Genomic DNA, 24,213 nt, shown 5'->3' on the forward strand with positions numbered 1-24,213 from the left:
TCGAAAACATTTTGCATCGCAGCAAATTTTACAAATGATTGCGAACGCATCAGCCGACCGACCGGTTGGCAATTAGGGTATCCGCCTAGGCTTTGGGTAAGCCCGCGCGACAACGCGCCGCAGCGTGACCCGTCGTCAGCATGACAAGTCAATCGATCTCGCGCGTCGAAATCGTCAATAGCGCATTGCGGAAAGTGAAGATAGTGATGCGCGTGAAGGTGTCGTGCCGAAGCGCGGCACCTTCACGTTCGATGTGCTGAAACGCGTGATGAGACAGCGAGGAGATAGATAAGACGTGAACGGAAGCGAGACCGTCGCCGTCGACGTTCCTTAAGCCTTGGGGCGACGCAGATCGAACATCGGCCCGATCTCGGCGTAGTCGCCGAGATAGCCGGCGCGCATCACCGGGTGGGCTTTCACGGTATCGAACAAGCCGTCTTCACGCAGGAATTCGCGGCGGATATGCACACCGACCACCTGCCCCAGCGCGAGCCAGTTATTCATCGGCTTGCCGTCGAGATCGTGCATGCGCACCACTTGCAGCAGCTTGCATTCGAGGGATGCGGGCGACTCGGCCACGTGCGGTACGTCGACATTCACGCCGGGGGCCTTGGTCAGCCCCGCCAGCTCGAACTCGTCCACGTCATGCGGCACGGGCGCGGACGTCTGGTTCATCTGCCCCACCAGCGACTTGCTCGTCAGATTCCAGACGAACTCGCGCGTGGCTTCGATGTTGGCGATGGAATCCTTGTACCCCTCGCTGCAAAAACCGATGATCGGCGGAAACGTGGCGAACGCACCGAAGAAGCTGTATGGCGCAAGGTTCACCTGCCCCTGCGCGTCGCGGCTGGAAATCCAGCCGATCACACGCGGCGCGACAATCGCCTTGAACGGGTCGTGAGACAGACCGTGGCCTTTGGCCGGGTCGTAGAAATGAACGTCGTCAGTGTGGGACATGAAAAGCGAAGGCCGAAAGTTATACGGTGTGCACGATGTGCACAGGGGGTGCATGCGGTAATGCCGATGCTATCGCACTCCGGGGGCAAGCGTCGCCGCAGGATGGCAACCGCTCGTATCTTCACTGCCCACGCCGTGTCGCGGGGCCGATCGCTTCGGGGCGAGGGCGAGGGCGAGGCAGACGTCGCGGTCTCAGCCGCGTCCGAGGCGCGCGATTAGATCGCGATGCGCCGGCCACTGCGCGGCAAGCGCCGCCGGATCAGCCATCTCGAAGTCCTCGAAGGCAAATCCCGGCGCCACCGTGCAGCCAACCAGCGAGAAGTCGGTGGACGGTGCGGGCTGTGCGGCAAACCAGTGGCCGGCGCGGACCACGTGCTGAAGGTGCTCGCCATGCGCGACATCGTGGCCGAGGGGCGTCGTCGTGAGCTTGCCGACGGGGTCGATCTCGTGAATCCAGAGCGTGCCACCCAGATGAAAGTGCCACACCTCGTCGCTGCGAATGCGGTGAAACGCCGAGAAGTCCCCCGCTTCGAGCAGATAAAGAATCGCGGTGGAGATGCTGCGTGGACCGGAGAATCCGTTCGGCAATGCCTGAGCGGGAATCGTGTCGCCCGCGCGATACGTCTCCCGATAGTGCCCGCCCTCCGGATGCGGCAACAATTCCAGCGACGTCACGAGATCGGCTGCGGACGGCATAACGGACTCCTTGAAAATCTTGGGGGGGAAGATGATCGATAGCGATCGATAACGATCGATTTCGCCCCACACAATACCGCAACGCCACAGATGGCTGTGATCGACGCAACCCAAAGTTCCATCTGACAAAACAATAATTTCGACTGTCAAAACACAAGTGAAACCTCTCCCTCCAGGCACCCTGGCCGAAGACCCGCACACGCAAAGGCTTGCGGCAGGAGCACCGCAGGAACCGGCGAGAATCATCGATTTGTGCGACGATTGTCGTGTTGCGTCGCGCAAGGCGGCGCGTTTTTCATTGCACGCGCCCCCTTGGCGCCGTCAGATCATGCCTGCCACACTCAAGATTGACTTTGTTTCCGATGTCGCCTGCCCCTGGTGCGCCATTGGCCTCGCCTCATTGAAGACAGCGCTCGGCCGACTGGGCGACGAAGTCGACGTCGACCTGCACTTCAGCCCCTTCGAGCTGAACCCCGACATGCCGGTGGACGGCGTGCCGCTCGCCGACTACATGTCGCGTAAGTACGGCCTCTCGCCGGGACAGCTCGCGCAGAATCAGGCGAACATCAGTGCACGTGCCGCTGCCGAGGGCTTCCCGATGCGCATGGATCTGCGCACGCACGCGTACAACACATTTGATGCGCATCGTCTGCTTCACTGGGCGCAGACGGTCGGCAACGACAAGCAGCTCGCGCTCAAGGAAGCACTGCTGCGCGCCTACTTCGTCGAAGGCAAGCGCACGAGCGATCCGGAAGTGCTGGTCGACGCCGTGCGTCAGGCGGGCCTCGACACCGAGCGCGCTCGCGAGATCCTGTCGACCGACGAGTACGCCGATCAGGTGCGTGCGCTGGAGCGTCACTATCAGAATCTGGGCATCAGCTCGGTGCCCGCGATCATCTTCAACAACCGTCATCTCGTGAGCGGAGGGCAACCGCCCGAAGTCTTCGAGCAAGCCATCCGTCAGATTCTGGCCGAGGGCTGATCCGTCATGTCGTCGTTGCCCCCGACCGCCGACAATTCGACGGTAAGCGCCGCTGCTGCGCAATCTCACGAGCCGCCCGCCACCGGACGCGGTCTTGCCATGACGGCGATCCTGCTCGCCGTCTCTCTCGCCAGTCTCGATACTGCCATCGCCAACACGGCCCTGCCGCAGATGGCGCTCGATCTGAACACGACGCCGTCGGCATCCGTCTGGATCGTGAACGCGTACCAGTTGGCGATGGTGGCCACGCTGCTGCCGTTCGCATCGCTGGGCGAGCGTGTCGGACACAAGCGGGTGTTCATGGCTGGCGTTGCGGTCTTTCTCGTGGCGTCGCTACTGTGCGCGCTGTCGCCGTCGCTCGGCTTTCTTGCCGGGGCACGCGTGCTGCAAGGCGTGGGCGCTGCGGCCGTGATGAGCGTGAACATCGCGCTGATTCGCTTCCTTTACCCGGCGGCGCAGTTAGGACGCGGCGTTGGGCTCAACGCCCTGATCGTCGGCATCTCGTTTGCCATCGGACCGACGGTGGCGTCGCTGGTGCTGGCGTTTGCCAGTTGGCCGTGGCTGTTCCTCATCAACGTGCCGACGGCGCTGCTGGCGCTGGCATTCTCGCGCCGCAATCTGCCGGACACGCCGCGCAGCGAGCACAAGCCGGACATGATCGCCGCGCTGCTCAATGTGCTGACGTTCTCGCTGCTGATCTTCGCGCTCAGCCAGAGCGCACAGCAAGCCGACTGGCATCTGACGCTGGCGTGCTTCGTCGGCGCGTTGTTCTTCGGCTGGGCATTGATTCGACGTGAGCGAGGTCACCAAGCGCCGATGCTGCCGGTCGACCTGTTGCGCCTGCCTGCGTTTGCGCTGTCGACGCTTACCGCGATCTGTGCGTTCGCGACGCAAGGGTTGGGACTGGTGTCGTTGCCCTTCTACTTCGAGAACGTGCTGCATCGCAGCCCCATCGAAACCGGTTTCCTGATGACGCCGTGGCCGTTCTTCGTGGCGGCCATCGCGCCGCTGGCGGGACGTCTGTCCGACCGTTACCCGCCCGGTGCGCTGGGCGCGATCGGACTGGCGATGCTGAGTGCCGGGATGGCGTTGCTGGCGATCATGCCGGAGCACGCGCAGTTGTGGGATATCGGCTGGCGCATGGCACTGTGCGGATTGGGCTTCGGCTTCTTCCAGTCGCCGAACCTGAAGGCGTTCATGCACAGCGCACCGCCGGAGCGTAGCGGCGGCGCGAGCGGCATGGTCGGCACGTCACGCCTGCTCGGTCAGGCGACGGGCGCCGCCCTCGTCGCTCTCGCACTGGGCCTGTTCGGCACGCACGGTTCGACCTGGGCGCTGGCCTGGGGCGCTGCGTTCTCTGCGGCGGGATGTCTGGCTAGCGGGATGCGGTTGGTGGGCAAGCGTGCGCACTGAGCGCTGAACGATCGGTAGTTCATCGAAGCCCCGCCTTGTGCGGGGCTTCGTCGTTTCAGACGCACAGCGCGAGGCTACCTGTCAGGGTTGACAGGTGCGAGATGCGCCGGTGTCGCCTAGATTCGAGAGACACCACGTCTCAACAGGAGGTGTCTCATGGCCAGCATTACGAGCACTACCCTCGGCATGGTCGAGCGCAAGGGCGGCGGCCAGTTCACGATCACTGGCGCGGGATTCTCGAAGGCCGTTCAGGTGTACTTTGTCGACGCCGCGTCGAAGAAGATTCCCGCGACCAGTTACACCGTTGTGAGCGACACCAAGATCACCGGCGTAGTCCCGGCATTCACCACCGCCGGCGCAGCAACGGTCAATGTGACCGTCGGCGAAGACGCAACACCGGCCAAGAACACCGAACCCGACAGCACCTCGGAAGTCGGTACACCGTTCGGACTGGTGATTCAGAGCCGCCAACAATATGCGAATGAGTTTTACGTGGTAGATCCGGGATCGTCCGGCGCAGTCGCTTAGCGTAGTTCCATTGGATCGAGGTACATCATGGCCACCCTCACTGCGGTCAAGAAGCCGGATCGTGGCACCACATTCGCAGGTCTGCCAGTCGTCCACCGTCATTCATGACTGCGCATTGGGCTGTGGGTGCGAAATCTCTACGGAGATCGAAGACGGTTTCAGCAGGAAACTGGCCAATACCGCGATAGCGGAAGTCCCCATGACGTAATAGGCAGGCGAAATCAGGACGCCCGTTTCTCGAATAAGCGCAGTTGCAATCAATGGGGCAAAGCCGCTGAAAAGTACCGTCGCGACGTTGTACGAAAGCGCAATTCCGCTGAATCGAATGCTCACAGGAAACAGGTCCGCCAACACCGACGCCCACGTCCCATATACAAACGAGCACACAAGCGCCGCGATCACGAATAGCGTCGTCAGATTGAAACTGTGACTGGCAATTGCCTGATAAAACGGATAAGCCAGTAGCGTCAGTGCGCATGCGGAAAAACGCAGCAGGTATCTACGTGCGATGAAATCACTAAGCCATCCGACGATCAGCAGGCCAATCGAGGTCACGATCAGGTACGCGTTCTGCGCAACGGCTGCAGTTTCGGGCGGATAGTGCAGTTGCTGGACAAGATAGGCAGGCATGTGGCCGAAAAGAATGCCGTTCACACCCGCCACCACCGCGATGGCGAAGATACCGACCACGACCTGCCCGCCATGCCGTTGTACCGTCTCCCGGAAGGGGCGCTTCACTACCGCGCCATGCATCTCCTTGAACTCCGGGGATTCGTCGAGGTTGCGCCGCATCCAGTAGGAAACAATCCCGCCAAGCCCCCCGAGAAGAAATGCAATGCGCCACCCATAAGCACTGACGTCGGCCTGCGTCAGATAAGTCTGGACGAGGAGGTTGACGGCGTTCGCAAGAAGCACGCCCATGTTCACCATGCCAATAATGACGCCGGCGGCAAATCCGGCGCGCCGCGGTGCCGCTTCCACCGCATAGGTGATGGCGCAGGGCATTTCGCCCCCCACGCAGAAACCCTGCAGCAGGCGCAACATGACAAATATCACGGGAGCAGCGAGCCCCCAGGTCTGGTAATTCGGCAGAAGCCCGATACAGCAGGTGGCAACGGACACGACCGCAATCGAGATCAGGAACACGGGCCGCCGGCCATAGCGGTCGCCAAAACTACTGAGCATGACACCGCCTAGCGGACGAACCACATACCCGATCGCCAGCACCGAAAACGCGAACAGCAGACTCAGAATTGGCGACGCATTCGGGAAGAATTGTTCGGCAATGTAATGAGCGAAAAAGCCGTAGATGATGAAGTCATAAAATTCGAGCGCGCCACCCAGGCTCGCGATCACGATCATCTTCCACTGCGCTCGACTCAGGCCGGGCGGGCGCCCCCGCTCAGAGGCATCCGAATACTTGTCTACACGCTGCATCACCGTCTCCTGGGTCATGGCTGCTCTGAGCGAAAAACATCTGCCCGTCGCGCTTTATTTAGTTAGTCAATCAACTAAATACTAGCACCAGTATCGGCTCTGGTACAATTAAATTCAATGAAATTTACGTTGCGCCTCGTACGCGATCGTTCAGTCAATTCCTATGCAAAAGCCCAAGAGTTCGGCAGTCTCGGCACCTAAACCTGAACAACCGCGCAAACGAAAAACCGATGGCAGAGCCACCATATTGGACGCCGCCGAACGCCTCTTTGCAGAGCGCGGTTTCGACGGATGTACTTTGCGAGACGTGGCAGAAAAGGCGAAAGTGAATCAGGGGATGATTCACTACTTCTTCAAATCGAAAGAAACACTTTTTCGTGAAGCCTATGTGCGACGCGGTCAGGATATCGTGGAAGACCGCTTGCGCTTGCTCGATGCCGAAGAAGCGCTCACAGGGCAAAAAGCGATTGCCGTCGAACGACTCGTGGAGCTTTTTCTCAGACCTGCCATCGACCTTGCCAAGAGCGGTCCCGGCGGCCGGGCGTTTTTCCGGATGCAGGCTCGACTCCAATTGGAATCGTCCAAGTTCGGCGATGAAATGCGCAAGGCGCTTTATGACGAATCGTCAAGTCGTTTCGTGGCGGCATTTGCCAGAAGCCTGCCCGGCCTGCGTCATGAAGACGTCTGTTGGCGCTTCGTCTTTATACTCGGCACTTACCAGTATGTGCTGGCCGATACCGGTCGCCTGGAGGTGATCTCCGACGGACGCTGCACAAGCAGGGAATTCGAAAGCGCATTCCAACAGATGGTGCGCTTTCTTGCTGACGGCATGCGCGGCGTTCCGGTCGCGGCTTAGCGAACACCACCGCGCAGCGCCACACTTAAAAATTCACCGCAGACGCCCCCTTTAGCGCAAGCATCTCGCGCGCCTCGGCGGGCGTGGCAATTTCATGGCCGAGCTCCTCCAGCAATTTGCGCACCTTTCGCACCTGTTGCGCGTTGGACTCGGCCAGCTTGCCTCTCGAAATCAGCAGTGAGTCTTCTAGTCCCACCCGAACGTTCCCGCCCATCGCCGCGGCTGCCGTTGCAAGGCTCATCTGAGCCCCGCCAGCCCCCAACACCGACCACCGGTACTGATCGCCGAACAGCCTGTCTGCCGTGCGCTTCATGAAAACGAGATTGTCGATTTCAGGCCCGATCCCACCCAGAATGCCGAAAATGAACTGGATAAACACCGGCGCCTTGAACAACCCGCTATCCATACAGAACTTCAGGTTATAGAGGTGCCCGACGTCGTAACACTCGTGCTCGAACTTCACGTTGTGCTGCGTCCCCAGGTTCTGAGCGATGGTCGCGATGTCCCGGAACGTATTGCGAAAAATATACGTATCGGAATCACGCAGGTAGGCTTCCTCCCAATCAAATTTCCAGTCCGTATATCGATCGGCTAACGGGTGCATCGAAAAGTTCATGCTTCCCATGTTCAGGGAGCACATTTCCGGTGAGAAACGCTCTGCCGGCGCAATGCGTTCGGCAATCGAGTTCTTGAGACTTCCACCGGTCGACAGGTTGATGACGGCGTCTGTCGAGGCTTTGATTTCCGGCAGAAACGCCATGAAATGCTCGGGATCGATGGATACTGAGCCGTTCAGCGGATGACGCGCGTGCAAGTGCAGGACCGCGGCCCCCGCCTCAGCGGCTTCAATCGCCTGTCGTGCGATATCTTCGGGCTTGTAGGGCAGCGCGTCGGACATCGTCGGCGTGTGAATCGCCCCCGTGATCGCACTGGTAATGATGACCTTTCGTGATGGTTTCGGCATCGTGCCTCTCCAAATTGGTTTGCTTGTCTTCGACTTCGGCCGGCGGTTCAATGCGTACGACGCGCGAACCCGATGCCCTCGTGAGGGTGCGGCGAGTTAGCCGATTGACGGCGAGCGACGCCAGATGAGCTTGATGACCGTTTCCACGCCATTCTGCATTTGAGGGGGGGTCAACAAAACGGCGGCACCGTCCTCGAACTTCAGGAATCGGCGCAACACGGTCCCGACCCAATTCGGGTAAGTCGAAACATCCACGCGGTGAAGAACGCAGTTGTCTTCCAGGTCGTATCGACCTGCGTAACCAATAGACGATTGGTAAGCCGCTGCACGTTGATCCGCGGGTGCCGCCTGACGATCGCCGTCGAGCAACGAACGGCCGTCATGCGTAATCAACGCCACCATCCGTCCGTCGCTGCCGTAATTGATGATGCCGGAGGGCTTGGCTCCATACACGTCGTAGAGGCGCTCGCCCGACGAGGTCACGGCGTAAGCCTCGTCGAGATACCACGTACCGAGAATGGCCTGCTCGGTGTCGCTACAGATTGCGTTCATTTCGTACCTGAGTGTTGTGAGGTGTTTGTGCTAGGGAAGAACGGCAACGGCTCTCACCCAGCCGGCCGAGGCGCCGCGAATCTTCACGGGGAAACAGATGACGTCGAAGCCCGAGTCCGGCAACGACTGCAGATTGAAGAGTTTCTCGAGCTGGCAATAGCCGATCGTTCGACCGGCCTTGTGCCCTTCCCAGATGATGGAAGCGTCCCCGGTCTCGGCGTATCGCTTCGCGGTGTGGGAGAAGGGCGCGTCCCATGACCAGGCATCGGTACCCACAACGCGAACGCCGTTTCGGGCAAGAAAAAGCGTGGCGTCCCGGCCCATGCCGCAACCGCTGTCCAGATAATCCGGTTGTCCGTATCGCGCCCCCGCCCCGGTGTTGACCAGCACGATATCGAACGGGCGAAGCGCATGTCCTATGCGACGCAATTCCGCTTCGATATCCATCGGCTGCACTACATAACCATCGGGAAAGTGTCGGAAATCCAGCTTGACGCCGGGGCGATAGCACCATTCCAGCGGCACCTCGTCGATCGCAATGGCCCGCTCACCGTCGTTCATCGTGGAGGCGTAGTGCCACGGCGCGTCCATGTGCGTGCCATTGTGTGTCGACAGATCGATGCGCTCCACCGCCCAGGCCTCGCCTCCCGGCAAGTCTTCAGGCTTGAGTCCCACAAAAGGCTTGCTGAGCGCCCCGAACGTCTCGTGGTGCTTGAAGTAGGTAATACGCGGGCCGTTCCCCGGTCGATCGACCGGCAAATCGTTTTCCAGCGCGACAGACAGATCGATGAATTTCATCTCATTATTTAGTTGGTCAACCGACTAAATAATATACTGCGGACGAGATCGAAGTTTGTCAACAGGAAATGGAGGAGTGACTACCGGAGATGGGCCTGGCGGTCCTCGCCGACAAAGGACCGCCAGTCGTTATTTAAGAGGTGCTTACTCCACCGTCACCGACTTCGCCAGATTCCGCGGCTTGTCCACATCGGTGCCACGTGCCACAGCCGCGTGATACGCCAGCAGTTGCATCGGGATGGTGTGGAGAATCGGTGAGAGCAAACCGTAGTGTTCGGTCAGCCGGATCACGTCGATGTCCGGCCCCGGCGACAGCCCGCAATCGCTGTCCGCGAAGACGTACAGCTTCCCGTTACGCGCGCTCACTTCGTGCATGTTCGACTTGAGCTTCTCCAGCAGACGATCGTTGGGCGCCACCGCCACCACCGGCATCTCATCGCTCACCAGCGCCAGCGGCCCGTGCTTGAGTTCCCCTGCCGGATACGCCTCGGCGTGGATGTACGAGATTTCCTTCATCTTCAGCGCCCCTTCCATCGCCACCGGGTAATGCAAACCGCGCCCGAGGAACAGAATGTCCTGACGCCGCGTCAGTTGCTCCGCCCAGCCGATGATCTGCGGTTCCAGCGCCAGCACCTTGGCGATCGCGTCCGGCAGATGGCGCAAGGCCTTCAGGTGCTGCTGCTCGTCTTCATCCGTCAGACGCTTGCGGCTTTGCGCCAGCGTCAACGCCAGAATGAACAGGGACACCAGTTGGGTCGTGAACGCCTTCGTCGACGCCACGCCGATCTCCACACCCGCCCGCGTGAAGAACGTCAGCGCGCATTCCCGTGCCAGCGCGCTCGTCGCCACGTTGCAGATCGCCAGCGTATGCAACATCCCACGCTGCTTGGCGACATGCACCGCGCCGAGCACGTCCGCCGTCTCGCCGCTCTGCGATACCGCCACGACGAGCGTCTTCGCGTTGGGTACGCTGTCGCGATAGCGATACTCGCTCGCGATCTCCACACTCACCGGCAGTTGCGCCAGACTCTCGATCCAGTACTTGGCGGTGAGCGCCGCGTGATAGCTCCCGCCACACGCCAGCAGCAACACCGAATCGACCGTATTGAACACGCGCCACGCGTTATCGCCGAACAATTCCGGCATGATCGACGTGACGTCCGACAACGTGTCGGCCACCGCGCGCGGCTGCTCGAAAATCTCCTTCTGCATGTAGTAGCGATACGGCCCGAGGTCCGCCGCGCCACTGTGGGCCGCCACGCGATTGACCGGACGCTCGACGCGCTGCCCCTGCGCGTCCACCACCCAGTAGCGATGCAGTTGAACGTCTGCCACATCGCCATTCTCGAGATACACGATCCGGTCGGTGACGTTGGCAAGCGCAATCGCATCCGACGCGATGAAGTTCTCCCCGTCGCCCACGCCCAGGATCAACGGCATGCCGTCGCGCGCGCCGACGAGCCGGTGCGGTTCGTCCCGGCAAATCACGGCAATCGCATAACTTCCCTGCAATTGCGCAGCCGCCGCCTTCACTGCATCGAACAGATCGCCGTCGTACAGATGGTCGATCAGATGCGCGATGACCTCGCTATCCGTCTGGCTGGCGAAGGTGTAGCCGTGCGTTTCCAGCGTCGCGCGCAATGCCTCATGGTTCTCGATGATGCCGTTGTGCGACAGCGCGATGCGCGGCGTTTCGGCATTCGGCGAGAAATGAGGATGTGCGTTGTCGGTGACCGGTTTGCCATGCGTCGCCCAGCGCGTGTGAGCAATACCGGTGTAACCGCTCAGTCCGACACGCCCGATTTCCTCCTGAAGATTCGCCACGCGCTCCACGCTTCGCGCCCGGACCAGCTCACGGTCACGATAAAGCGCGACGCCACACGAGTCGTACCCGCGATACTCCAACCGCTTCAGACCGTCGACCAGATTGGGGACGATGTCCCGCTGCGCTACCGCGCCGATGATTCCACACATCACGCTTCTCCGAATGTTGCGTTGCCCGTCAGTGAAGCGATGGTAGAGTTGACACCAAGAAATTAATCGTCAATATTCATCATCCTATGAAATATAAATTCACCACTCATGTGACGTGAAATTTAATTTCAAACCCAAAACACATCTCGGACTCCCGCATGGCGAATCTCACCCTCGACGATCTGGACTTGCGCATCCTCGGCATCCTGCAAGCCGATGCCTCAATCTCGAATCTGGAACTGTCGCGACGGGTTCACGCGTCCGCGCCGACCTGCCTGCGACGTGTACGGGCTTTGCGCGAGGCCGGTGTGATCGCACGTCAGATCGCCATCGTCGATGCCACGAAACTTGGCCCGACGCTGAGCGCCGTCGTCGAAGTGAGCCTCGACCGCCAGACCGCCGAGGACTACGACACCTTCGAGGCCTACATCTGCGAGGAACCTGCGGTGACGCAGTGCTACCGCGTCTCGCCGGGGCCTGACTTCGTCATCATCGCGGAAGTCCGCGACATGGCCGCCTACGACGAGCTTGCACGACGCCTGTTCAAAAGCTCGGCCAATATCCGGAACGTACGCACCTTCTTTTCGACGCGCTGCGCGAAGTTCGAGGCGAATGCTCCCGTTCATCCGAAGGTTTCTCGTTGATTGAAAATGTTCATTTGAACATTAGACGCCGTCATTTGAATGTCATTCTCGGCTGTCAAAGTGGCGCCCATTCCAGAACGAATGTGCACATTGCGACCGTCAGATGGACCTCTCCGAACGCCAGACCCGTATCGTCGCCCTCTTCCGCCAACATGGCGAAATGAGTGTCGACGCCCTCGCCGAGCATTTCGGCGTGGCGACGCAGACGATTCGCCGTGACGTCAACACGCTTTGCGATGCCAACGTGCTGCGTCGCTATCACGGCGGCGCGCGTCTGCTCACCCCGGGCACCAACCAACCCTACGAAGTGCGCCGGGTGCGCAACCTCGAAGGCAAGCTTCGCATCGGCCACGCGGCGGCCGAACGTATTCCGGACGGTGCGACCGTCCTGCTCGGCATCGGCACCACGCCCGAGCAGGTGGCCGTCGCGCTCGTGCATCGCAAGCGTCTGTGCGTCATCACCAACAATCTGCGCGCCGCACTCGTGCTGGCCAGCAACCCTGAGCATCGGGTGATCGTGCCGGGTGGCGAACTCCGCTCGCCCAACCCCGAAATTCTCGGCGACGAAGCCGACCGCCTGTTCCGCGCCTATCGGGCGGACGTGGGCGTGTACAGCGTCGGCGGCATCGACGACGACGGCACGCTGCTCGATTACGACCGTCATGAAGCCGCCTCGCGCGAAGCCCTTCGCGATGCCAGCCGCTATCGCATTCTGGTCGCCGACGCGTACAAGTTCACACGCAAACCCAGCGTGCGCGGCGGGCAAATCACCGAACAGGATCTCGTCATTACCGATGACGTCCTGCCCGATTCGCTGCGTCGGCACCTGGCAAGTCCGTCGGACGGATCGCCCGAAATTCTCGTCGTCTGACCGCACGCGCATTGTTCACACCCATTGTTCAAGCTCATCGTTCACGCCCTGCCCTGAGACCGACCACCATGCCACTCGCCTCGCTTCGTCAGTCGCGCCTTGCGTCGATTCAAAAGCCGCTTAGCACGTCCGTTATGTCCATTCCCCTGCCGGTCGCCCGCCTCGCGGCGATGGGCATCGCAGCAGCCGCCTGCCTCGTCGGCGCACTGACGCCCGTCACCGTCAATGCCGCGCCGCTGATCGTGGCGCATCGCGGCGGCACCGGCGATACGCCGGAGAACACCGTACAAGCCTTTGCCAACGCGTTGCAGAACGGCGCGCAGGCGCTGTGGATGACAGTGCAGGTCACGCGTGATGGCGTGCCGGTCATGTACCGTCCGGCCGACCTCTCCGCGCTGACGAACGGTCGCGGCAAGCTCGCCGACCTCGACTACGCCGACGTGAAAACGCTCAACGCCGGCTATGCGTTCTCGCGCAAGGACGCCAGCGGCCAGACCGTCTTCCCCTATCGCGATCATCCGCTGCCGATCCCGACGCTGCGCGAAGCGCTGGCCGCCGTGCCGGCCAACGTCCCGGTACTGCTCGACATGAAGCAGACGCCGGCAGCCCCGCTGGTCGAAGCCGTCATCAAGGTGCTCGACGAGACGAACGCGTGGTCGCGTGTGCGTCTCTACTCGACGGAGTCCGATGCGACCGATCGCATGCGTGCGCGCCGCCCGCAGGCGCAGTTGTTCGAGTCGCGCGACGCCACGCGTAACCGCCTCGTGGCGGCCGCCCTCGCCGGCCAGTGCGCTACGCCACCGGCGCCGGGCACATGGGCCGGGATCGAGTTTCATCGTCAGGTGGAAGTCGTGGAGCGCTTCACGCTCGGCGAAGGCATTTCGAAGGTCGTTGCCAACTGGTGGACACCGGCCGCCGTCCAGTGCTTCAAGTCGCGCGGCGACGTGCACCTCGTCGCCTTCGGTGTCGAGACACCGCAAGACTTCGAAGCCGCCTCGCAACTGGGCTTCGATGCGGTGATGACGGACTCGCCCGCCCGCTTGCGCGCCGCACTCGGCTCGCAAGGGAAAGACGCCGCGAAGTAACGAACGCCTGACGGCTTTCGGTTCATCACCCGCTTAGCTCGATCAGGCCACACGCCGATACCGGAGCGCGTGGCCTGATCGCCCGCTGACGCGGTCACGATCGCCCAAGAGATTTCGACATTCATATTTTTAGGACTCCTATTTTTATGACATGCATTAACCCGGGATAAACACCGGGACACGCATCGACGGCGCTTCGCGGCGCCTACACCACTACGCCGCAGAGCCACAAAGCCGCTTTCAGGCCCTTTGGCCTTTTCTACTCGCCCAACATCACTCAGGAAAGTCACCATGAAGTCATTCGCCCACGCGCCACTCGCGCCCCTCGCCCGTGCGACCGCGCTGCTCATCGGCTGCGGCGCCGCCGCACTCGCGCATGCCCAGTCCAACGTCACCCTTTACGGGATCGTCGACGGCGGCATCGGCTATGCCAGCAACGTCGCTACCGTCACGCGCGCCGGCGCCGCGGGCCGTCCGGCACTGGTCAACGGTGCATCGAACTACGCATTTCAAAGCGGCACGTGGCAAGGCAGCCGCTGGGGCCTGCAAGGCACGGAAGACCTCGGCGGTGGCCTGAAGGCGTTGTTCCGTCTGGAAAATGGCTTCAACATCGGCAACGGTACCGCCAGCCAGGGCGGCGCAGAGTTCGGCCGTCACGCCTATGTCGGCTTGCAGGACAAGGCTTACGGCACCGTCACCCTCGGCCGTCAGTACGACCCGCTCATCGATCTCGTCGGCTCCGTGGGCGGCACGGCACTGCTCTCGGGCGTGGCCGCGCATCCGGGCGACGTGGACAACCTCGACCACAGCTCGCGCGTGAACAACAGCGTGAAATACCGCTCGCCGACGTGGGGGGGCTTCACCTTCGGCGCGATGTATGGTTTCGGCGGCCAGCCGGGCACGATGGGACGCCAGAACACCTGGGGCCTGGCCGGACAATATGCCAACGGTCCGCTGACGTGGGGTCTGGGCTATTCGCACGCCAACAACGACAAGGCGAGCGCGACGGACACGTCGGTCGGCACCTGGGTCGGCTCGTCGGAATCGGCCTTCGCGTCGTCGATCAACGCGGGATACGCCAGCGCCCGCGCTCGCGACATCATCGCGACCTCGATGACGTACCAGATCGGTGACACCACGCTCGGCGCGAACTACAGCCATACGGAATACTCGGCAGGCGCGTATTCGCGCTTTACCCGAACTGCCAAGTTCGACACGGTCGGTGTGCTGGGCATGTACCGCATCACGAATGCGTGGCGCGTGGGCGGTGGCTACAGCTTCACCAAGGTGAATGCGCCGGCCGCGAACGTCTCGGGCGCCAAGTACCATCAGTTCAACCTAGCAGCGTTCTACAACCTGTCCAAGCGCACGGAGTTGTACGCGTTGGCCGGTTATCAGAAGGCCTCGGGCAGCACGCTCGACGCGTTCGGCAACGTGATCGACGCCACGGCCTCGGTCGGTGACGCCGCAAACGGCATGTCATCCGCCACCAACTCGCAGACCGTCGTGCGTCTTGGCGTTAGCCACGTGTTCTGAACATGTTGTGAGACGGGAAAAGCAAACCGGCCGGGACTTGCACTACGGTGCAGGTCCCGGCCGGTTTTGTCGTCACTCGATCATCGTCCAGGCAACGCGACGGCCCGATGGTGTCAGCTATGCGGCCTGCGCCGGCAGTGCCGGCACGATCTGCACGCGAGGACGCGGCAGCGTCGTGACCGCATGCATCTGGGCGCGCAGCCAGTCGCGCGGACTACTGCCGGTCTTGCGACGGAAGGCGCGTGCGAGCGCCGAGGCGCTGTCGTACCCGACCTCCTCGGCCACGCGCGCAATCGGTTGCCCGTCACGCAAACGCTTCTGCGCCAGCCCGATACGCCAGTCCAGCAGATAGTCCGCCGGCGATTGCCCGACGACTTCGCGGAACTGCGCGGCAAAGTTCGCGCGCGACATGTTGGCCGTGCTCGCCAGCGACTCAACCGTCCACGGCTCGCCCGGCTGATTGTGAATCACGTTCAACGCCCGCGCGAGGCGAGGATCGCCCAGCCCGGCAAGCATGCCGAAACTCACGAGCCGATGCTCCAGCACGTGGCGCAGCAACTGGATCACCAGCAACTCGAACAACCGGTCCATCACGGCCAGCCGCCCGCAATGCTCGCCGAACGCTTCCGCAAACAGCCAGTTCAGTGTGAGTTCGAGCGTAGAGAGGGACTTCGTCGGCAGGACGAGAAATTCCGGCAGCGCCGCCACCAGCGGATTGTTGTGGCCGCCGTCGAACGACAGCGAGCCGCATACCAGCTCCGTGCGATCCGCCTCGCCCGAGAGCAACTGGTGATGATTGCGGCGCGGGAAGAAGATCAGCGACGGTTCCACGATCTTCTGACGCGCGCCGTCTTCCGTGACGAGCGCGACTTCGCCCGAACGCAACAAATGAAGATGGCCGCCGTCGTGGGCATCGACGCCGTAACTGGCAAGCCCACACATGCCGCCGCTATGAAACACACCGGCGCGAACGCCGAAATTCGAAATCAGGGTGGAGAGCCGATCCATGGCGCACTCGTCGAAATAACCCGGTGCGCCGATTATGGCGGATTTGTCCAACCCTTGCTCGGATCGGCCCACGCACTCAAGCACGACTCACGAGGTGCCTCACGCGCGGTTATCGCCAACCGTCGCGGCCGTGCCGAGTTCCGAGCGCACTTCCGCGCGCGAGCGACCGGCGGACGTGCGTTGTTGCAGCAGCGACGGATAAGTTTCGAGCGATTGGTCGAGTTGGCCCGAAGCACGCGCCTGACGCAGTTCTTCTACGACTTGTGCACGGGTGAGACCTTGTGAAACCGTGGGTTGGCCAGCATCGGCGGTCTGCGTGTCCGCAAACGCCGAAGCGGAAGCGAACGAAGCGGTAGCGATCAGGGCGGCAGCAAAAAGACGAGCGTTCATGGTGAAACTCCTTTCGGTCGGCATGGAATTGCCGGATGTCGGTTTTCCCTGTGCGTTCATCCGGAGAGCGGATGAACGCTTGCGGGTATGACTGAAGATTACGAAAGGACAGCGCGCTCTGCACGGCAGGACGTCTGCAAGATGCGACCATTCGTCCAGTTTCGACGGACGCGATTATCCGGCGCTATGGCGTCGATAGCGAACGTCGATCAGATGGCCGGAAAAGGTGGAATTTCGTCCGTTTCACGAACGGATAGGACGGGGAATCGTGTTGAGGATTACGACGCCGTCACGCGCTTTTTGACTTTGATATCCGCCACCGGAATGACGGCGGCGGCCGCATCCCCCAGCAGACGGCGCAACTCCGCTGGTTGGTCGACGAGATCGGCCAGCGTATAGCGATCGAGCACGGCAAAGTAAGCGCGCAGCGCGTCACCGAGCACACTGCGAAGATGGCATGCCGACGTGATCACGCATGCGTTATCGCCCTGATGAAAGCACTCGACCATCGCGAAATCGGGTTCCATCGCCCTCACCACTTCGCCGAGGCCGATGCGCTGCGGCGCGCGCCCCAGCCGAATCCCGCCCGAGCGGCCACGCACGGTGTGCAGAAAGCCGAGTTGACCGAGCTTCTGCACGATCTTCACGAGGTGATTCTTGGGGATATCGAACGCGTCCGCCACGGACTGCACGTGCACCAGCTCGTCGGGATGAACCGCGACGTAGATCAGGGTGCGCAGACTGTAATCGGTATGGTCGGTAAGTCGCATGCGACGGTGGACAGGGAACGGCGGCGGGAACGAATCGGGCGGCACGACATGTCTCGTCGGCCGCCCGGTGTGCTTTTGCGAGGCAGTTTAACATGGCTCCGACATGCATCTTATGTCCCGCGCACGCCACGCATCCCCCGGTCTCACGAAGCACCCAAGGACGCGCAGCGCGATGAGCGTCAGTCCATCGAATGCCTTACCAGCGCACCGTCAGCCCGCCCATCCACGAATAATCGTACGTCTGCGGATTGAGGCCGCGCCGGTAGCCGACGTCGAGATCCATCCACGACGTCGGGCTATAGATCGCGCCCAGAATCATGAACGCGGGATTCGTCTTTTGCGCGAAATCGGGGTTCTGCGAAGTCCCCACGTCCAGAATCAGTTGCGTGGACGGCAGGACGCGGTAGAGCACCGCCGCAGAAGCCTTCCAGAGCCCCTGACGCTGACCTTGACGGTTCGCCTGATAGGCTGCGCCGGCGTTGGCGAGAAACGTCCAGTCGTCGATCTGGTACTGGGCGAGCAATGTCGCACCGGCATTCACGCGGCCGGTGCCGAGTCCGCGCTGGTCGTTGCCCGAGGGAAACGTCAGATACGGCTTGAGACCGACACTGAATGCACCGTCGTCGTACATGCGCCACTTGGCGCCGGTCTCCACATCGCCGATGCCACTGCCGGACGTCTCCGAGCGGTTCTGAATGTTGGTGTACGGCACGTTGACGTACAGGTCGAGCGCTTCGCCGACACCGCGCGTGAGCGTGCTGTTCCACAGGGTCTGACGCCCGATATCCGGTTGCTTCGAGGTGACTTCGCCGTTCGTTTCGAATTGCCAGTTGCCGTCGCCTTGCGTGCCGGTGTCGTCAGACGTCAGCGGGTGCGCCGCGAAAGCGCTCAACGGGCAAACCAGCGGGAAAAACAGCGCGAGATAAATCAGTGGCTTCTTCATGAGTCGTTCTCTTTGTGCGTGTGCCGCCCGGTGCGGCAGGATGCGCACCGGGACGTCAATGTGTGGGGTGTGTTGGTGTGATGAGCGATCAGAACCAGCGACCGAAGCGGCGGATGTATATCGTCTTCACGATCTGCGCGAGCGTGATGTAACCGAGCATGGTCGCCACGAGCCAGTAGAAGTACGACCCCGGCAGGCTCACGAAGCCCATGGCGTCGGCAAACGGCGAATACGGCAGCCAGCAGGCGATGGCAATGGCAACGGAGGTCGAGAGCATGATCGGCAGCGCCGGCGTGCTTTGCAGGAACGGGATCTTCTGCGTGCGCAGCAAGTGCACCACGAGCGTTTGCGAGACGAGCCCTTCAATGAACCAGCCCGAGTTCATGATCACCTGCCCGCCGTTGCCACCGTGGGCGTGATAGAGCGCGCCCGCACCGAAGACCGTCCACATCAGCGCATACGTCGTGATATCGAACACCGAAGAGGTCGGTCCGATCCACAGCATGAAGCGACGGATGTTGCTGGCGTCCCACTTGCGCGGCTTCTTGAGGAACTCCGGATCCATGCGGTCCCACGGCAGGAACATCTGCGAGATGTCGTACACGAGGTTCTGCACGAGCAGTTGCATCGCCAGCATCGGCTCCCACGGCAGGAACGCACTCGCCACCAGCACCGAGAACACGTTGCCGAAGTTCGAGCTGGCCGTCATGTTCAGATACTTGAGGATGTTGCCGAACGTCTCGCGGCCCTTGATCACGCCGGCTTCGAGCACCATCAGGCTCTTTTCCAGCAGGATGATGTCGGCGGTTTCCTTGGCGATATCCGCGCCGGTGTCGACCGAGATGCCGACGTCTGCATCGCGCAGTGCCGGCGCGTCGTTGATGCCGTCACCGAGGAAGCCGACGGTGTGGCCGTTGGCCTGCAATGCCTTGACGACGCGCGCCTTGTGCAACGGGGCGAGCTTGGCGAAAACGGTCGTGCGGCCGACGACATCACGCAGCGTGGTGTCGTCCATCGACTCGATGTCCGAGCCGAGCAGCGGCGTGCCCGGTTCGAGACCGACCTGACGGCACACCTTGATCGTCACGATCGGGTTGTCGCCCGTGAGCACCTTTACCGTCACGCCGTGTTCGCGCAGCGCGGCAATGGCCGGGGCCGCCGAATCCTTGGGCGGATCGAGGAACGTCAGGAAGCCGCACACCGTGAGACTGTGCTCGTCGGACGTCTTGTACTGCGTCTTCGTCTCTCCCGCCGGAATGTCTCGCGTGGCCACGACCAGCACACGGAAACCGTCTTCGTTATAGGACTCGGCGCGAGCGATCAGCATGGCGCGGGCGGTGTCGTCGAGCGCACGCACACCCTGCGGGGTCTTCACGTGCGTGGCGACGGACAGCATCTCCTCGACAGCCCCCTTGGTGACCATCAGATGCTCATGACGCTCGTTCTCGACCACGACCGACAGACGACGACGCACGAAGTCGAACGGTAGCTCGTCGATCTTGGCGAACGTGCGCGGCTGCACCGACTCGCCGATCTCGTTGGCGCGGCGGATGATCGCCACGTCGATCAGGTTACGCTGACCGCTCTGGTGATAGCTGTTGAGCCAGCCCAGACGCAACACGTCTTCCTGCTCGTCGCCCGCCACATCCAGATGCTGTTCGAGAATGATGCGGTCCTGCGTGAGCGTGCCGGTCTTGTCGGTGCAAAGCACGTCCATGGCGCCGAAGTTCTGCACCGAGTTCAGACGCTTGACCACGACCTTGCGACGCGACATCGCCAGCGCACCGCGCGCGAGGTTGGCGCTCACGATCATCGGCAGCATTTCCGGCGTGAGGCCCACGGCCACGGCCAGCGCGAACGTCAGTGCGCTCAACCAGTCGCCCTTGGTCAGGCCGTTGATCATGAACACGATCGGCACCATCACCAGCATGAAGCGGATGAGCAGCCAGCTCACGCTGTTCACGCCCCGGTCGAAGCTCGTCTCCACGCGCTTGTGGCTCACGACGTTCTTCGCCAGCGCGCCGAAATACGTATCCGCGCCCGTCGCCACGACCACGCCCACAGCCGTGCCGCTCACCACGTTCGTGCCCATGAAGCAGATGTTGGACAGATCGAGCAGGTTGGCATTGCCAGCACTGCCGTTAGCGCCGGCAATCGAAGCGGATTTCTGTGCGATGGAACCGAGCGTGTCGTACTTCTCCACGGGCAGCGCCTCGCCGGTCAGAACGGCCTGGCTGATGAACAGGTCGCGCGACTCGATCAGACGCAGGTCGGCCGGGATCATGTCGCCTGCCTGAAGCGTCACGATGTCGCCCACGACCAACTCACGCATGGCGACCTCGTGACGCTCAGACTTGCCCGACGCCGAGAGCCGGCGGCGAACGCTCGCCGTGGTGCGCACCATCGCCTTGAGCTTTTCGGCGGCGCGCAGCGAGCGGAACTCGGAGAAGAAGCGCAGCAGACCACTGATCGTCACCATCGTCATCAGGATGATGATGCTCTTGTAGTCCTCGTCGCCCGGATCGGCGAAGTAGACGTCGGTGAAGAAGCTGATCGTGACGAGAGCGAGCAGCACGAACACGAACGGGTTGTTGAAGGCGCCGATCAATTGCCGGGTCCAGTGCGGCGGCTTGTCGTGCGCAATTTCGTTGGGGCCATAGCGCGTCTGACGCTGACCGACGTCGGCGAGCGGCAGGCCGCTGGTGTCGGTGCCCAGCGTGTGAAGCACGTGATGCAGCGGTTCGGTCGCGAGACGTGCAACGACGTCGGGCCCCGAGAGCGGCAGATCGGAGGATGTCGAGTGTTCGACGAAGCCGCGCTGCTTATGGCGGGAGCGGTGGTTATTTGTCATGACGATTTCCTGGCGCGGCTTACGCTCACATGCGCAAGGCATGGCGGCCGGCCGGTCTCGTCAGGCGCTACCGGATGTCATCTCTCCGGAAAATAGCGCGAACGCACCCAGCCGCGCCGCGCGGCGCGCGGTCGGTGATAGCGAAAAAACTGGGATGTGGCGTTACGTCGCCCGCCGGGACGTCATGCATCGCGTGCACGACCCCGACGGGCGACCTTCGAGGACTTCCGTCTTCCATTTTGGACTCCTTAAATTTTGATCATCGATGACACCGGATCGCGGGCAAGCGCGATGCGGCGAATCGTCGGTGGATCAGGAAAACCGCACTCAGGCGGCGACGGGCGAGGCCCCGACGCTCGCGCGGCGCGAAGCGTCGTCGGACCAGAACACGCGGCGCACGCTCCGTTCGCCGGACAGTCGCATGACGAGCGACGTGAGCGATGCGCGCGATGCCTGCGGGCAATCGAGCGTCACGGTGGCGGACGCCTCGTCGCGGTCGCTCCAGCGCGTGATACTCACGTGCGTGGCGCGCAGGCCGAGGGCGGTCAGGTCGATGAACATCTGCTTGCGCAAGGCGCCAAGGGCCTCGGCCAGGCAGACGATGGTCAGATGCGACACCGGCGTGGTGCGCGTCGGTTGGCTCTGGAAAGCCTGAAACGTTTGAAAAGCTCGCATGATTTCCTCGCATGGCTGCGAAGTGCCCATGGCGCATGTGGACACACGGCATGGACGGCCGGCGCGTGAAGCCGCATCGTCACGACGCGCAAACGCCAAAGCGCAGACGCAAGACGACGACACCCATCACGGGCACGACAGTGGAAACTTTTGCGGGAATTGCGCCGGAGCGCCCTGGGCGGGCACGCTCGGAAAGAGCGTTCGGTTGGCGCGAGACACCGCATCCTGCTTGAGGACGCGGCACAGGGAAAGCTGTGGATCCTCAGGCAATCAATCGATCAAAGATCGAGGACTACTGGCATCGGAATTCACGGACTAACCCCTTAAATTGAAGACAGGGCGGATGGTAACTGAGGCTAATTTGGAGCGTCAAGCAATAAATGCTGCATCGCAAACATCTTCGGAATTTGCCTGAAAACAACACCCTCTCCGGTCGCGCATGCCCGTGCGGCGGCCCTGAGCGACATCTGTCCCAATTCGGCACACCTATCCTTTCCCCATCGCCAAAACACTTGCGATTGACAGGGACATTTCCCATGAGTTATTAATAATGATTATCATTAACAAATTACTGCGAGTTGTCTCACCTGCTGCATGACCGTTAGCCAGTGTTCGCGCTGGTCCCCAGTGTCGTGAGTGGACCGAGCATCAGGCTGGATCATGCAAACCCCGGGCACCCTCCCCTCCACCGTCGAACTGCTGTATTGCCATCACCACTCCTGGTTGAAGGGCTGGTTGCATCGACGTCTGGGCAGTGCCGAGCAGGCGGCCGACATCGCGCACGACACGTTCGTGCGATTGCTCGGCAGCGAGCGTGTGCCGTCGACGTTCGACGAACCGCGTGCCTACCTCACCACGGTGGCGCAGAATCTCGTCTCGAATCACTGGCGTCGTCAGAAGCTTGAGCGCGCCTATCTCGAAGCGCTTGCGCAAGTGCCGCGCGACGTCGAATGGTCGCCCGAGACGCGCGCCATGATGCTCGAAACCCTGCTGGAACTGGACCGTTTGCTCGACGGCCTGCCGACCATCGTCCGGCAGGCATTTCTGTATTCGCAGCTCGACGGCCAGACGCACGCGCAAATCGCACAGACGCTCGGCATTTCGGTGCCGACGGTCAAACGTTATCTCGCCAAGGCATTGCAGCGCTGTTACTTCGCCGACTTGTCCGACCTGCCGTTCGTCGGCTGACGGGGAGCACGCCATGCCTGCCGTTCGTTCAAGCTGGTACGACGCCACCGCCGATGCCGCGCATGTGCCGGCGGAAGTGGCCGAGCGCGCCGTCGAATGGCTCATCGAGCTGCAGAGCGACGACGTGTCGCCGCACACCGTCGCCGCATGGCAGGCGTGGCGCGAGGCGCACCCCGATCATGAACGCGCATGGCAGCGCATCGAGTCCGTCAAAGGCAAGCTCGCCCCGCTCGCCGCGCCTGTCGAAGCCGGGGTCGCACAGGCCGCATTGGCGCCGCCCGCGTCGAAACAGCGCCGCCGCGCGGTGAAGTCACTGGTCGTCTTGCTGTTCGCGGGTAGCGGAACGTGGGGAACCTGGGGCGTCCTGCACTCATCGCCCTGGCAACGCTGGTCGGCTGACGTGCATACCGCCGTGGGCGAGCGTCGCACCCTGCGTCTGGACGACGGCACGCAACTCGTGCTCAACACCGACACCGCCGTCGACATCGTCTATCGGGACAACGAGCGCCGCGTCAGGCTGATCGCCGGGGAAGTGCTCATCACGACAGCCCCCGACACGCATACACCCGCGCGTGCGTTCCTGATCGAGACGGCACAGGGCACCGCGCGCGCCCTCGGCACACGCTACACCGTGCGCCAGTTCGATGACGGCACCCATGTGAGTGTCTTCAAGGGTGCGGTGGAGATTCGTCCGCGCGACGTACCCGGCAAGTCGCTGATCCTGCCCGCCGGTAAACACGCGAGCTACACGGCCAGCAGCATTTCCGAGGCGAGCGACACACCGACCGACGACGCGACTTGGGCCGACGGCTTCATCGTCGCGCGCAGCATGCGGCTCGCGGACTTCGTCGCCGAGCTTGCGCGCTACAGCAACGCGTCGCTCACGTGCGACGCCAGCGTCGCCAACCTGCGCGTGTCGGGCACGTTCCCGCTCGACGACGTCGGCAAGGTGCTCGACACCCTCGGCACCACTCTCGCCGTGCGCACCGAAGCGGTCACCCGCTTCTGGGGCGCCCGCGAAATCCGGCTGGTCCCGGCATAACGCTGATAACGCGGATAACGCTGCGACCAGATTCCGTCACCTGAAGTCGGACG

General features: G+C 62.2%; 23 protein-coding genes. 10 read left to right on the top strand and 13 right to left on the bottom strand.

Annotation, left to right across the window (positions count from 1 at the left end):
* Positions 1-330: 330 nt before the first annotated feature.
* Positions 331-957: a flavin reductase family protein gene (locus A9762_RS09665; RefSeq protein ID WP_069341813.1), complete on the bottom strand. Its 627-nt coding sequence runs from the start codon at positions 955-957 to the stop codon at positions 331-333.
* 192 nt (positions 958-1,149) lie between these two features.
* The gene (locus tag A9762_RS09670; RefSeq protein WP_069341902.1) at positions 1,150-1,653 is read right to left on the bottom strand and encodes a cupin domain-containing protein; all 504 of its coding nucleotides are present in this window, start codon (positions 1,651-1,653) and stop codon (positions 1,150-1,152) included.
* Between the two features lie 328 nt (positions 1,654-1,981).
* On the opposite strand from A9762_RS09670, the gene A9762_RS09675 reads away from it, so the two are divergent.
* The 3 genes from A9762_RS09675 to A9762_RS09685 all read left to right on the top strand — a co-directional run bounded on the left by A9762_RS09675 (position 1,982) and on the right by A9762_RS09685 (position 4,576).
* A complete protein-coding gene (locus A9762_RS09675; protein WP_069341903.1) occupies positions 1,982-2,635 on the top strand; it encodes a DsbA family oxidoreductase in 654 nt (217 codons plus the stop codon).
* A gap of 6 nt (positions 2,636-2,641) precedes the next feature.
* Entirely contained in the window at positions 2,642-4,048 is a 1,407-nt protein-coding gene (locus A9762_RS09680) for an MFS transporter (protein WP_069341814.1), read from the top strand.
* A gap of 156 nt (positions 4,049-4,204) precedes the next feature.
* Complete coding sequence (locus A9762_RS09685; RefSeq protein ID WP_069341815.1) at positions 4,205-4,576, top strand: IPT/TIG domain-containing protein; 372 nt, start codon at positions 4,205-4,207, stop codon at positions 4,574-4,576.
* Between the two features lie 102 nt (positions 4,577-4,678).
* On the opposite strand, the gene A9762_RS09690 is transcribed toward A9762_RS09685, so the two are convergent.
* Positions 4,679-5,938, bottom strand: coding sequence for an MFS transporter (locus A9762_RS09690; protein ID WP_083253788.1), 1,260 nt, complete (start codon positions 5,936-5,938; stop codon positions 4,679-4,681).
* 238 nt (positions 5,939-6,176) lie between these two features.
* On the opposite strand from A9762_RS09690, the gene A9762_RS09695 reads away from it, so the two are divergent.
* A complete protein-coding gene (locus A9762_RS09695) occupies positions 6,177-6,869 on the top strand; it encodes a TetR/AcrR family transcriptional regulator (protein WP_083253789.1) in 693 nt (230 codons plus the stop codon).
* A 25-nt stretch (positions 6,870-6,894) separates the two neighbouring features.
* Here A9762_RS09695 and A9762_RS09700 read toward each other — a convergent pair whose 3' ends face one another.
* The 4 genes from A9762_RS09700 to glmS form a co-directional block, all read right to left on the bottom strand.
* Positions 6,895-7,833, bottom strand: coding sequence for a 3-keto-5-aminohexanoate cleavage protein (locus A9762_RS09700; protein WP_069341818.1), 939 nt, complete (start codon positions 7,831-7,833; stop codon positions 6,895-6,897).
* Between the two features lie 96 nt (positions 7,834-7,929).
* Positions 7,930-8,385, bottom strand: a complete 456-nt coding sequence (locus A9762_RS09705) for a lipocalin-like domain-containing protein (RefSeq protein WP_069341819.1) — start codon at positions 8,383-8,385, stop codon at positions 7,930-7,932.
* 30 nt (positions 8,386-8,415) lie between these two features.
* Positions 8,416-9,183 (bottom strand): cyclase family protein, encoded by a 768-nt coding sequence (locus A9762_RS09710; protein ID WP_069341820.1) that lies wholly within the window; start codon positions 9,181-9,183, stop codon positions 8,416-8,418.
* Between the two features lie 144 nt (positions 9,184-9,327).
* A complete protein-coding gene (gene glmS, locus A9762_RS09715) occupies positions 9,328-11,157 on the bottom strand; it encodes a glutamine--fructose-6-phosphate transaminase (isomerizing) (RefSeq protein WP_069341821.1) in 1,830 nt (609 codons plus the stop codon).
* Between the two features lie 158 nt (positions 11,158-11,315).
* Between glmS and A9762_RS09720 the strand changes: the two genes are divergently transcribed.
* The 4 genes from A9762_RS09720 (at position 11,316) to A9762_RS09735 (ending at position 15,293) form a co-directional block, all read left to right on the top strand.
* Positions 11,316-11,801: an Lrp/AsnC family transcriptional regulator gene (locus tag A9762_RS09720; RefSeq protein ID WP_069341822.1), complete on the top strand. Its 486-nt coding sequence runs from the start codon at positions 11,316-11,318 to the stop codon at positions 11,799-11,801.
* A 103-nt stretch (positions 11,802-11,904) separates the two neighbouring features.
* Positions 11,905-12,672 (top strand): DeoR/GlpR family DNA-binding transcription regulator, encoded by a 768-nt coding sequence (locus tag A9762_RS09725; RefSeq protein ID WP_069341823.1) that lies wholly within the window; start codon positions 11,905-11,907, stop codon positions 12,670-12,672.
* Between the two features lie 134 nt (positions 12,673-12,806).
* Positions 12,807-13,757 carry a glycerophosphodiester phosphodiesterase family protein gene (locus A9762_RS09730; protein WP_206093566.1) on the top strand — a complete coding sequence of 317 codons (951 nt, stop codon included), beginning with the start codon at positions 12,807-12,809 and terminating at the stop codon, positions 13,755-13,757.
* A gap of 291 nt (positions 13,758-14,048) precedes the next feature.
* Complete coding sequence (locus tag A9762_RS09735; protein WP_069341824.1) at positions 14,049-15,293, top strand: porin; 1,245 nt, start codon at positions 14,049-14,051, stop codon at positions 15,291-15,293.
* Between the two features lie 117 nt (positions 15,294-15,410).
* Here the strand turns inward: A9762_RS09735 and A9762_RS09740 are convergent, their stop codons facing one another.
* The 6 genes from A9762_RS09740 to A9762_RS09765 all read right to left on the bottom strand — a co-directional run bounded on the left by A9762_RS09740 (position 15,411) and on the right by A9762_RS09765 (position 21,930).
* Positions 15,411-16,301 carry an AraC family transcriptional regulator gene (locus A9762_RS09740; protein WP_069341825.1) on the bottom strand — a complete coding sequence of 297 codons (891 nt, stop codon included), beginning with the start codon at positions 16,299-16,301 and terminating at the stop codon, positions 15,411-15,413.
* A gap of 99 nt (positions 16,302-16,400) precedes the next feature.
* Positions 16,401-16,691, bottom strand: a complete 291-nt coding sequence (locus A9762_RS09745; RefSeq protein ID WP_069341826.1) for a DUF4148 domain-containing protein — start codon at positions 16,689-16,691, stop codon at positions 16,401-16,403.
* 278 nt (positions 16,692-16,969) lie between these two features.
* On the bottom strand, positions 16,970-17,461 hold the full coding sequence (locus tag A9762_RS09750) for an Rrf2 family transcriptional regulator (protein ID WP_069341905.1): 492 nt from the start codon (positions 17,459-17,461) through the stop codon (positions 16,970-16,972).
* 196 nt (positions 17,462-17,657) lie between these two features.
* A complete protein-coding gene (locus tag A9762_RS09755; protein ID WP_069341827.1) occupies positions 17,658-18,404 on the bottom strand; it encodes a transporter in 747 nt (248 codons plus the stop codon).
* Positions 18,405-18,492: 88 nt separating this feature from the next.
* On the bottom strand, positions 18,493-21,255 hold the full coding sequence (gene mgtA / locus A9762_RS09760; protein WP_069341828.1) for a magnesium-translocating P-type ATPase: 2,763 nt from the start codon (positions 21,253-21,255) through the stop codon (positions 18,493-18,495).
* Positions 21,256-21,582: 327 nt separating this feature from the next.
* Positions 21,583-21,930, bottom strand: coding sequence for a hypothetical protein (locus A9762_RS09765; RefSeq protein WP_139133149.1), 348 nt, complete (start codon positions 21,928-21,930; stop codon positions 21,583-21,585).
* 660 nt (positions 21,931-22,590) lie between these two features.
* Between A9762_RS09765 and A9762_RS09770 the strand changes: the two genes are divergently transcribed.
* Both A9762_RS09770 and A9762_RS09775 read left to right on the top strand, forming a co-directional pair.
* On the top strand, positions 22,591-23,118 hold the full coding sequence (locus tag A9762_RS09770) for a sigma-70 family RNA polymerase sigma factor (RefSeq protein ID WP_069341830.1): 528 nt from the start codon (positions 22,591-22,593) through the stop codon (positions 23,116-23,118).
* 13 nt (positions 23,119-23,131) lie between these two features.
* Positions 23,132-24,160 (top strand): FecR domain-containing protein, encoded by a 1,029-nt coding sequence (locus A9762_RS09775; RefSeq protein WP_069341831.1) that lies wholly within the window; start codon positions 23,132-23,134, stop codon positions 24,158-24,160.
* The last annotated feature ends 53 nt before the right edge of the window (positions 24,161-24,213 follow it).

It is taken from the genome of Pandoraea sp. ISTKB (assembly GCF_001721285.1).
In the GTDB taxonomy this organism is placed as follows: Bacteria; Pseudomonadota; Gammaproteobacteria; order Burkholderiales; family Burkholderiaceae; genus Pandoraea; species Pandoraea capi.

Coding starts and splice junctions, on each gene's coding strand:
- A9762_RS09665 (WP_069341813.1), bottom strand. CDS start 957: ATGTCCCACACTGACGACGTTCATTTCTACGACCCGGCCAAAGGCCAC.
- A9762_RS09670 (WP_069341902.1), bottom strand. CDS start 1,653: ATGCCGTCCGCAGCCGATCTCGTGACGTCGCTGGAATTGTTGCCGCAT.
- A9762_RS09675 (WP_069341903.1), top strand. CDS start 1,982: ATGCCTGCCACACTCAAGATTGACTTTGTTTCCGATGTCGCCTGCCCC.
- A9762_RS09680 (WP_069341814.1), top strand. CDS start 2,642: ATGTCGTCGTTGCCCCCGACCGCCGACAATTCGACGGTAAGCGCCGCT.
- A9762_RS09685 (WP_069341815.1), top strand. CDS start 4,205: ATGGCCAGCATTACGAGCACTACCCTCGGCATGGTCGAGCGCAAGGGC.
- A9762_RS09690 (WP_083253788.1), bottom strand. CDS start 5,938: ATGATCGTGATCGCGAGCCTGGGTGGCGCGCTCGAATTTTATGACTTC.
- A9762_RS09695 (WP_083253789.1), top strand. CDS start 6,177: ATGCAAAAGCCCAAGAGTTCGGCAGTCTCGGCACCTAAACCTGAACAA.
- A9762_RS09700 (WP_069341818.1), bottom strand. CDS start 7,833: ATGCCGAAACCATCACGAAAGGTCATCATTACCAGTGCGATCACGGGG.
- A9762_RS09705 (WP_069341819.1), bottom strand. CDS start 8,385: ATGAACGCAATCTGTAGCGACACCGAGCAGGCCATTCTCGGTACGTGG.
- A9762_RS09710 (WP_069341820.1), bottom strand. CDS start 9,183: ATGAAATTCATCGATCTGTCTGTCGCGCTGGAAAACGATTTGCCGGTC.
- glmS (WP_069341821.1), bottom strand. CDS start 11,157: ATGTGTGGAATCATCGGCGCGGTAGCGCAGCGGGACATCGTCCCCAAT.
- A9762_RS09720 (WP_069341822.1), top strand. CDS start 11,316: ATGGCGAATCTCACCCTCGACGATCTGGACTTGCGCATCCTCGGCATC.
- A9762_RS09725 (WP_069341823.1), top strand. CDS start 11,905: ATGGACCTCTCCGAACGCCAGACCCGTATCGTCGCCCTCTTCCGCCAA.
- A9762_RS09730 (WP_206093566.1), top strand. CDS start 12,807: ATGTCCATTCCCCTGCCGGTCGCCCGCCTCGCGGCGATGGGCATCGCA.
- A9762_RS09735 (WP_069341824.1), top strand. CDS start 14,049: ATGAAGTCATTCGCCCACGCGCCACTCGCGCCCCTCGCCCGTGCGACC.
- A9762_RS09740 (WP_069341825.1), bottom strand. CDS start 16,301: ATGGATCGGCTCTCCACCCTGATTTCGAATTTCGGCGTTCGCGCCGGT.
- A9762_RS09745 (WP_069341826.1), bottom strand. CDS start 16,691: ATGAACGCTCGTCTTTTTGCTGCCGCCCTGATCGCTACCGCTTCGTTC.
- A9762_RS09750 (WP_069341905.1), bottom strand. CDS start 17,461: ATGCGACTTACCGACCATACCGATTACAGTCTGCGCACCCTGATCTAC.
- A9762_RS09755 (WP_069341827.1), bottom strand. CDS start 18,404: ATGAAGAAGCCACTGATTTATCTCGCGCTGTTTTTCCCGCTGGTTTGC.
- mgtA (WP_069341828.1), bottom strand. CDS start 21,255: ATGACAAATAACCACCGCTCCCGCCATAAGCAGCGCGGCTTCGTCGAA.
- A9762_RS09765 (WP_139133149.1), bottom strand. CDS start 21,930: ATGCGAGCTTTTCAAACGTTTCAGGCTTTCCAGAGCCAACCGACGCGC.
- A9762_RS09770 (WP_069341830.1), top strand. CDS start 22,591: ATGCAAACCCCGGGCACCCTCCCCTCCACCGTCGAACTGCTGTATTGC.
- A9762_RS09775 (WP_069341831.1), top strand. CDS start 23,132: ATGCCTGCCGTTCGTTCAAGCTGGTACGACGCCACCGCCGATGCCGCG.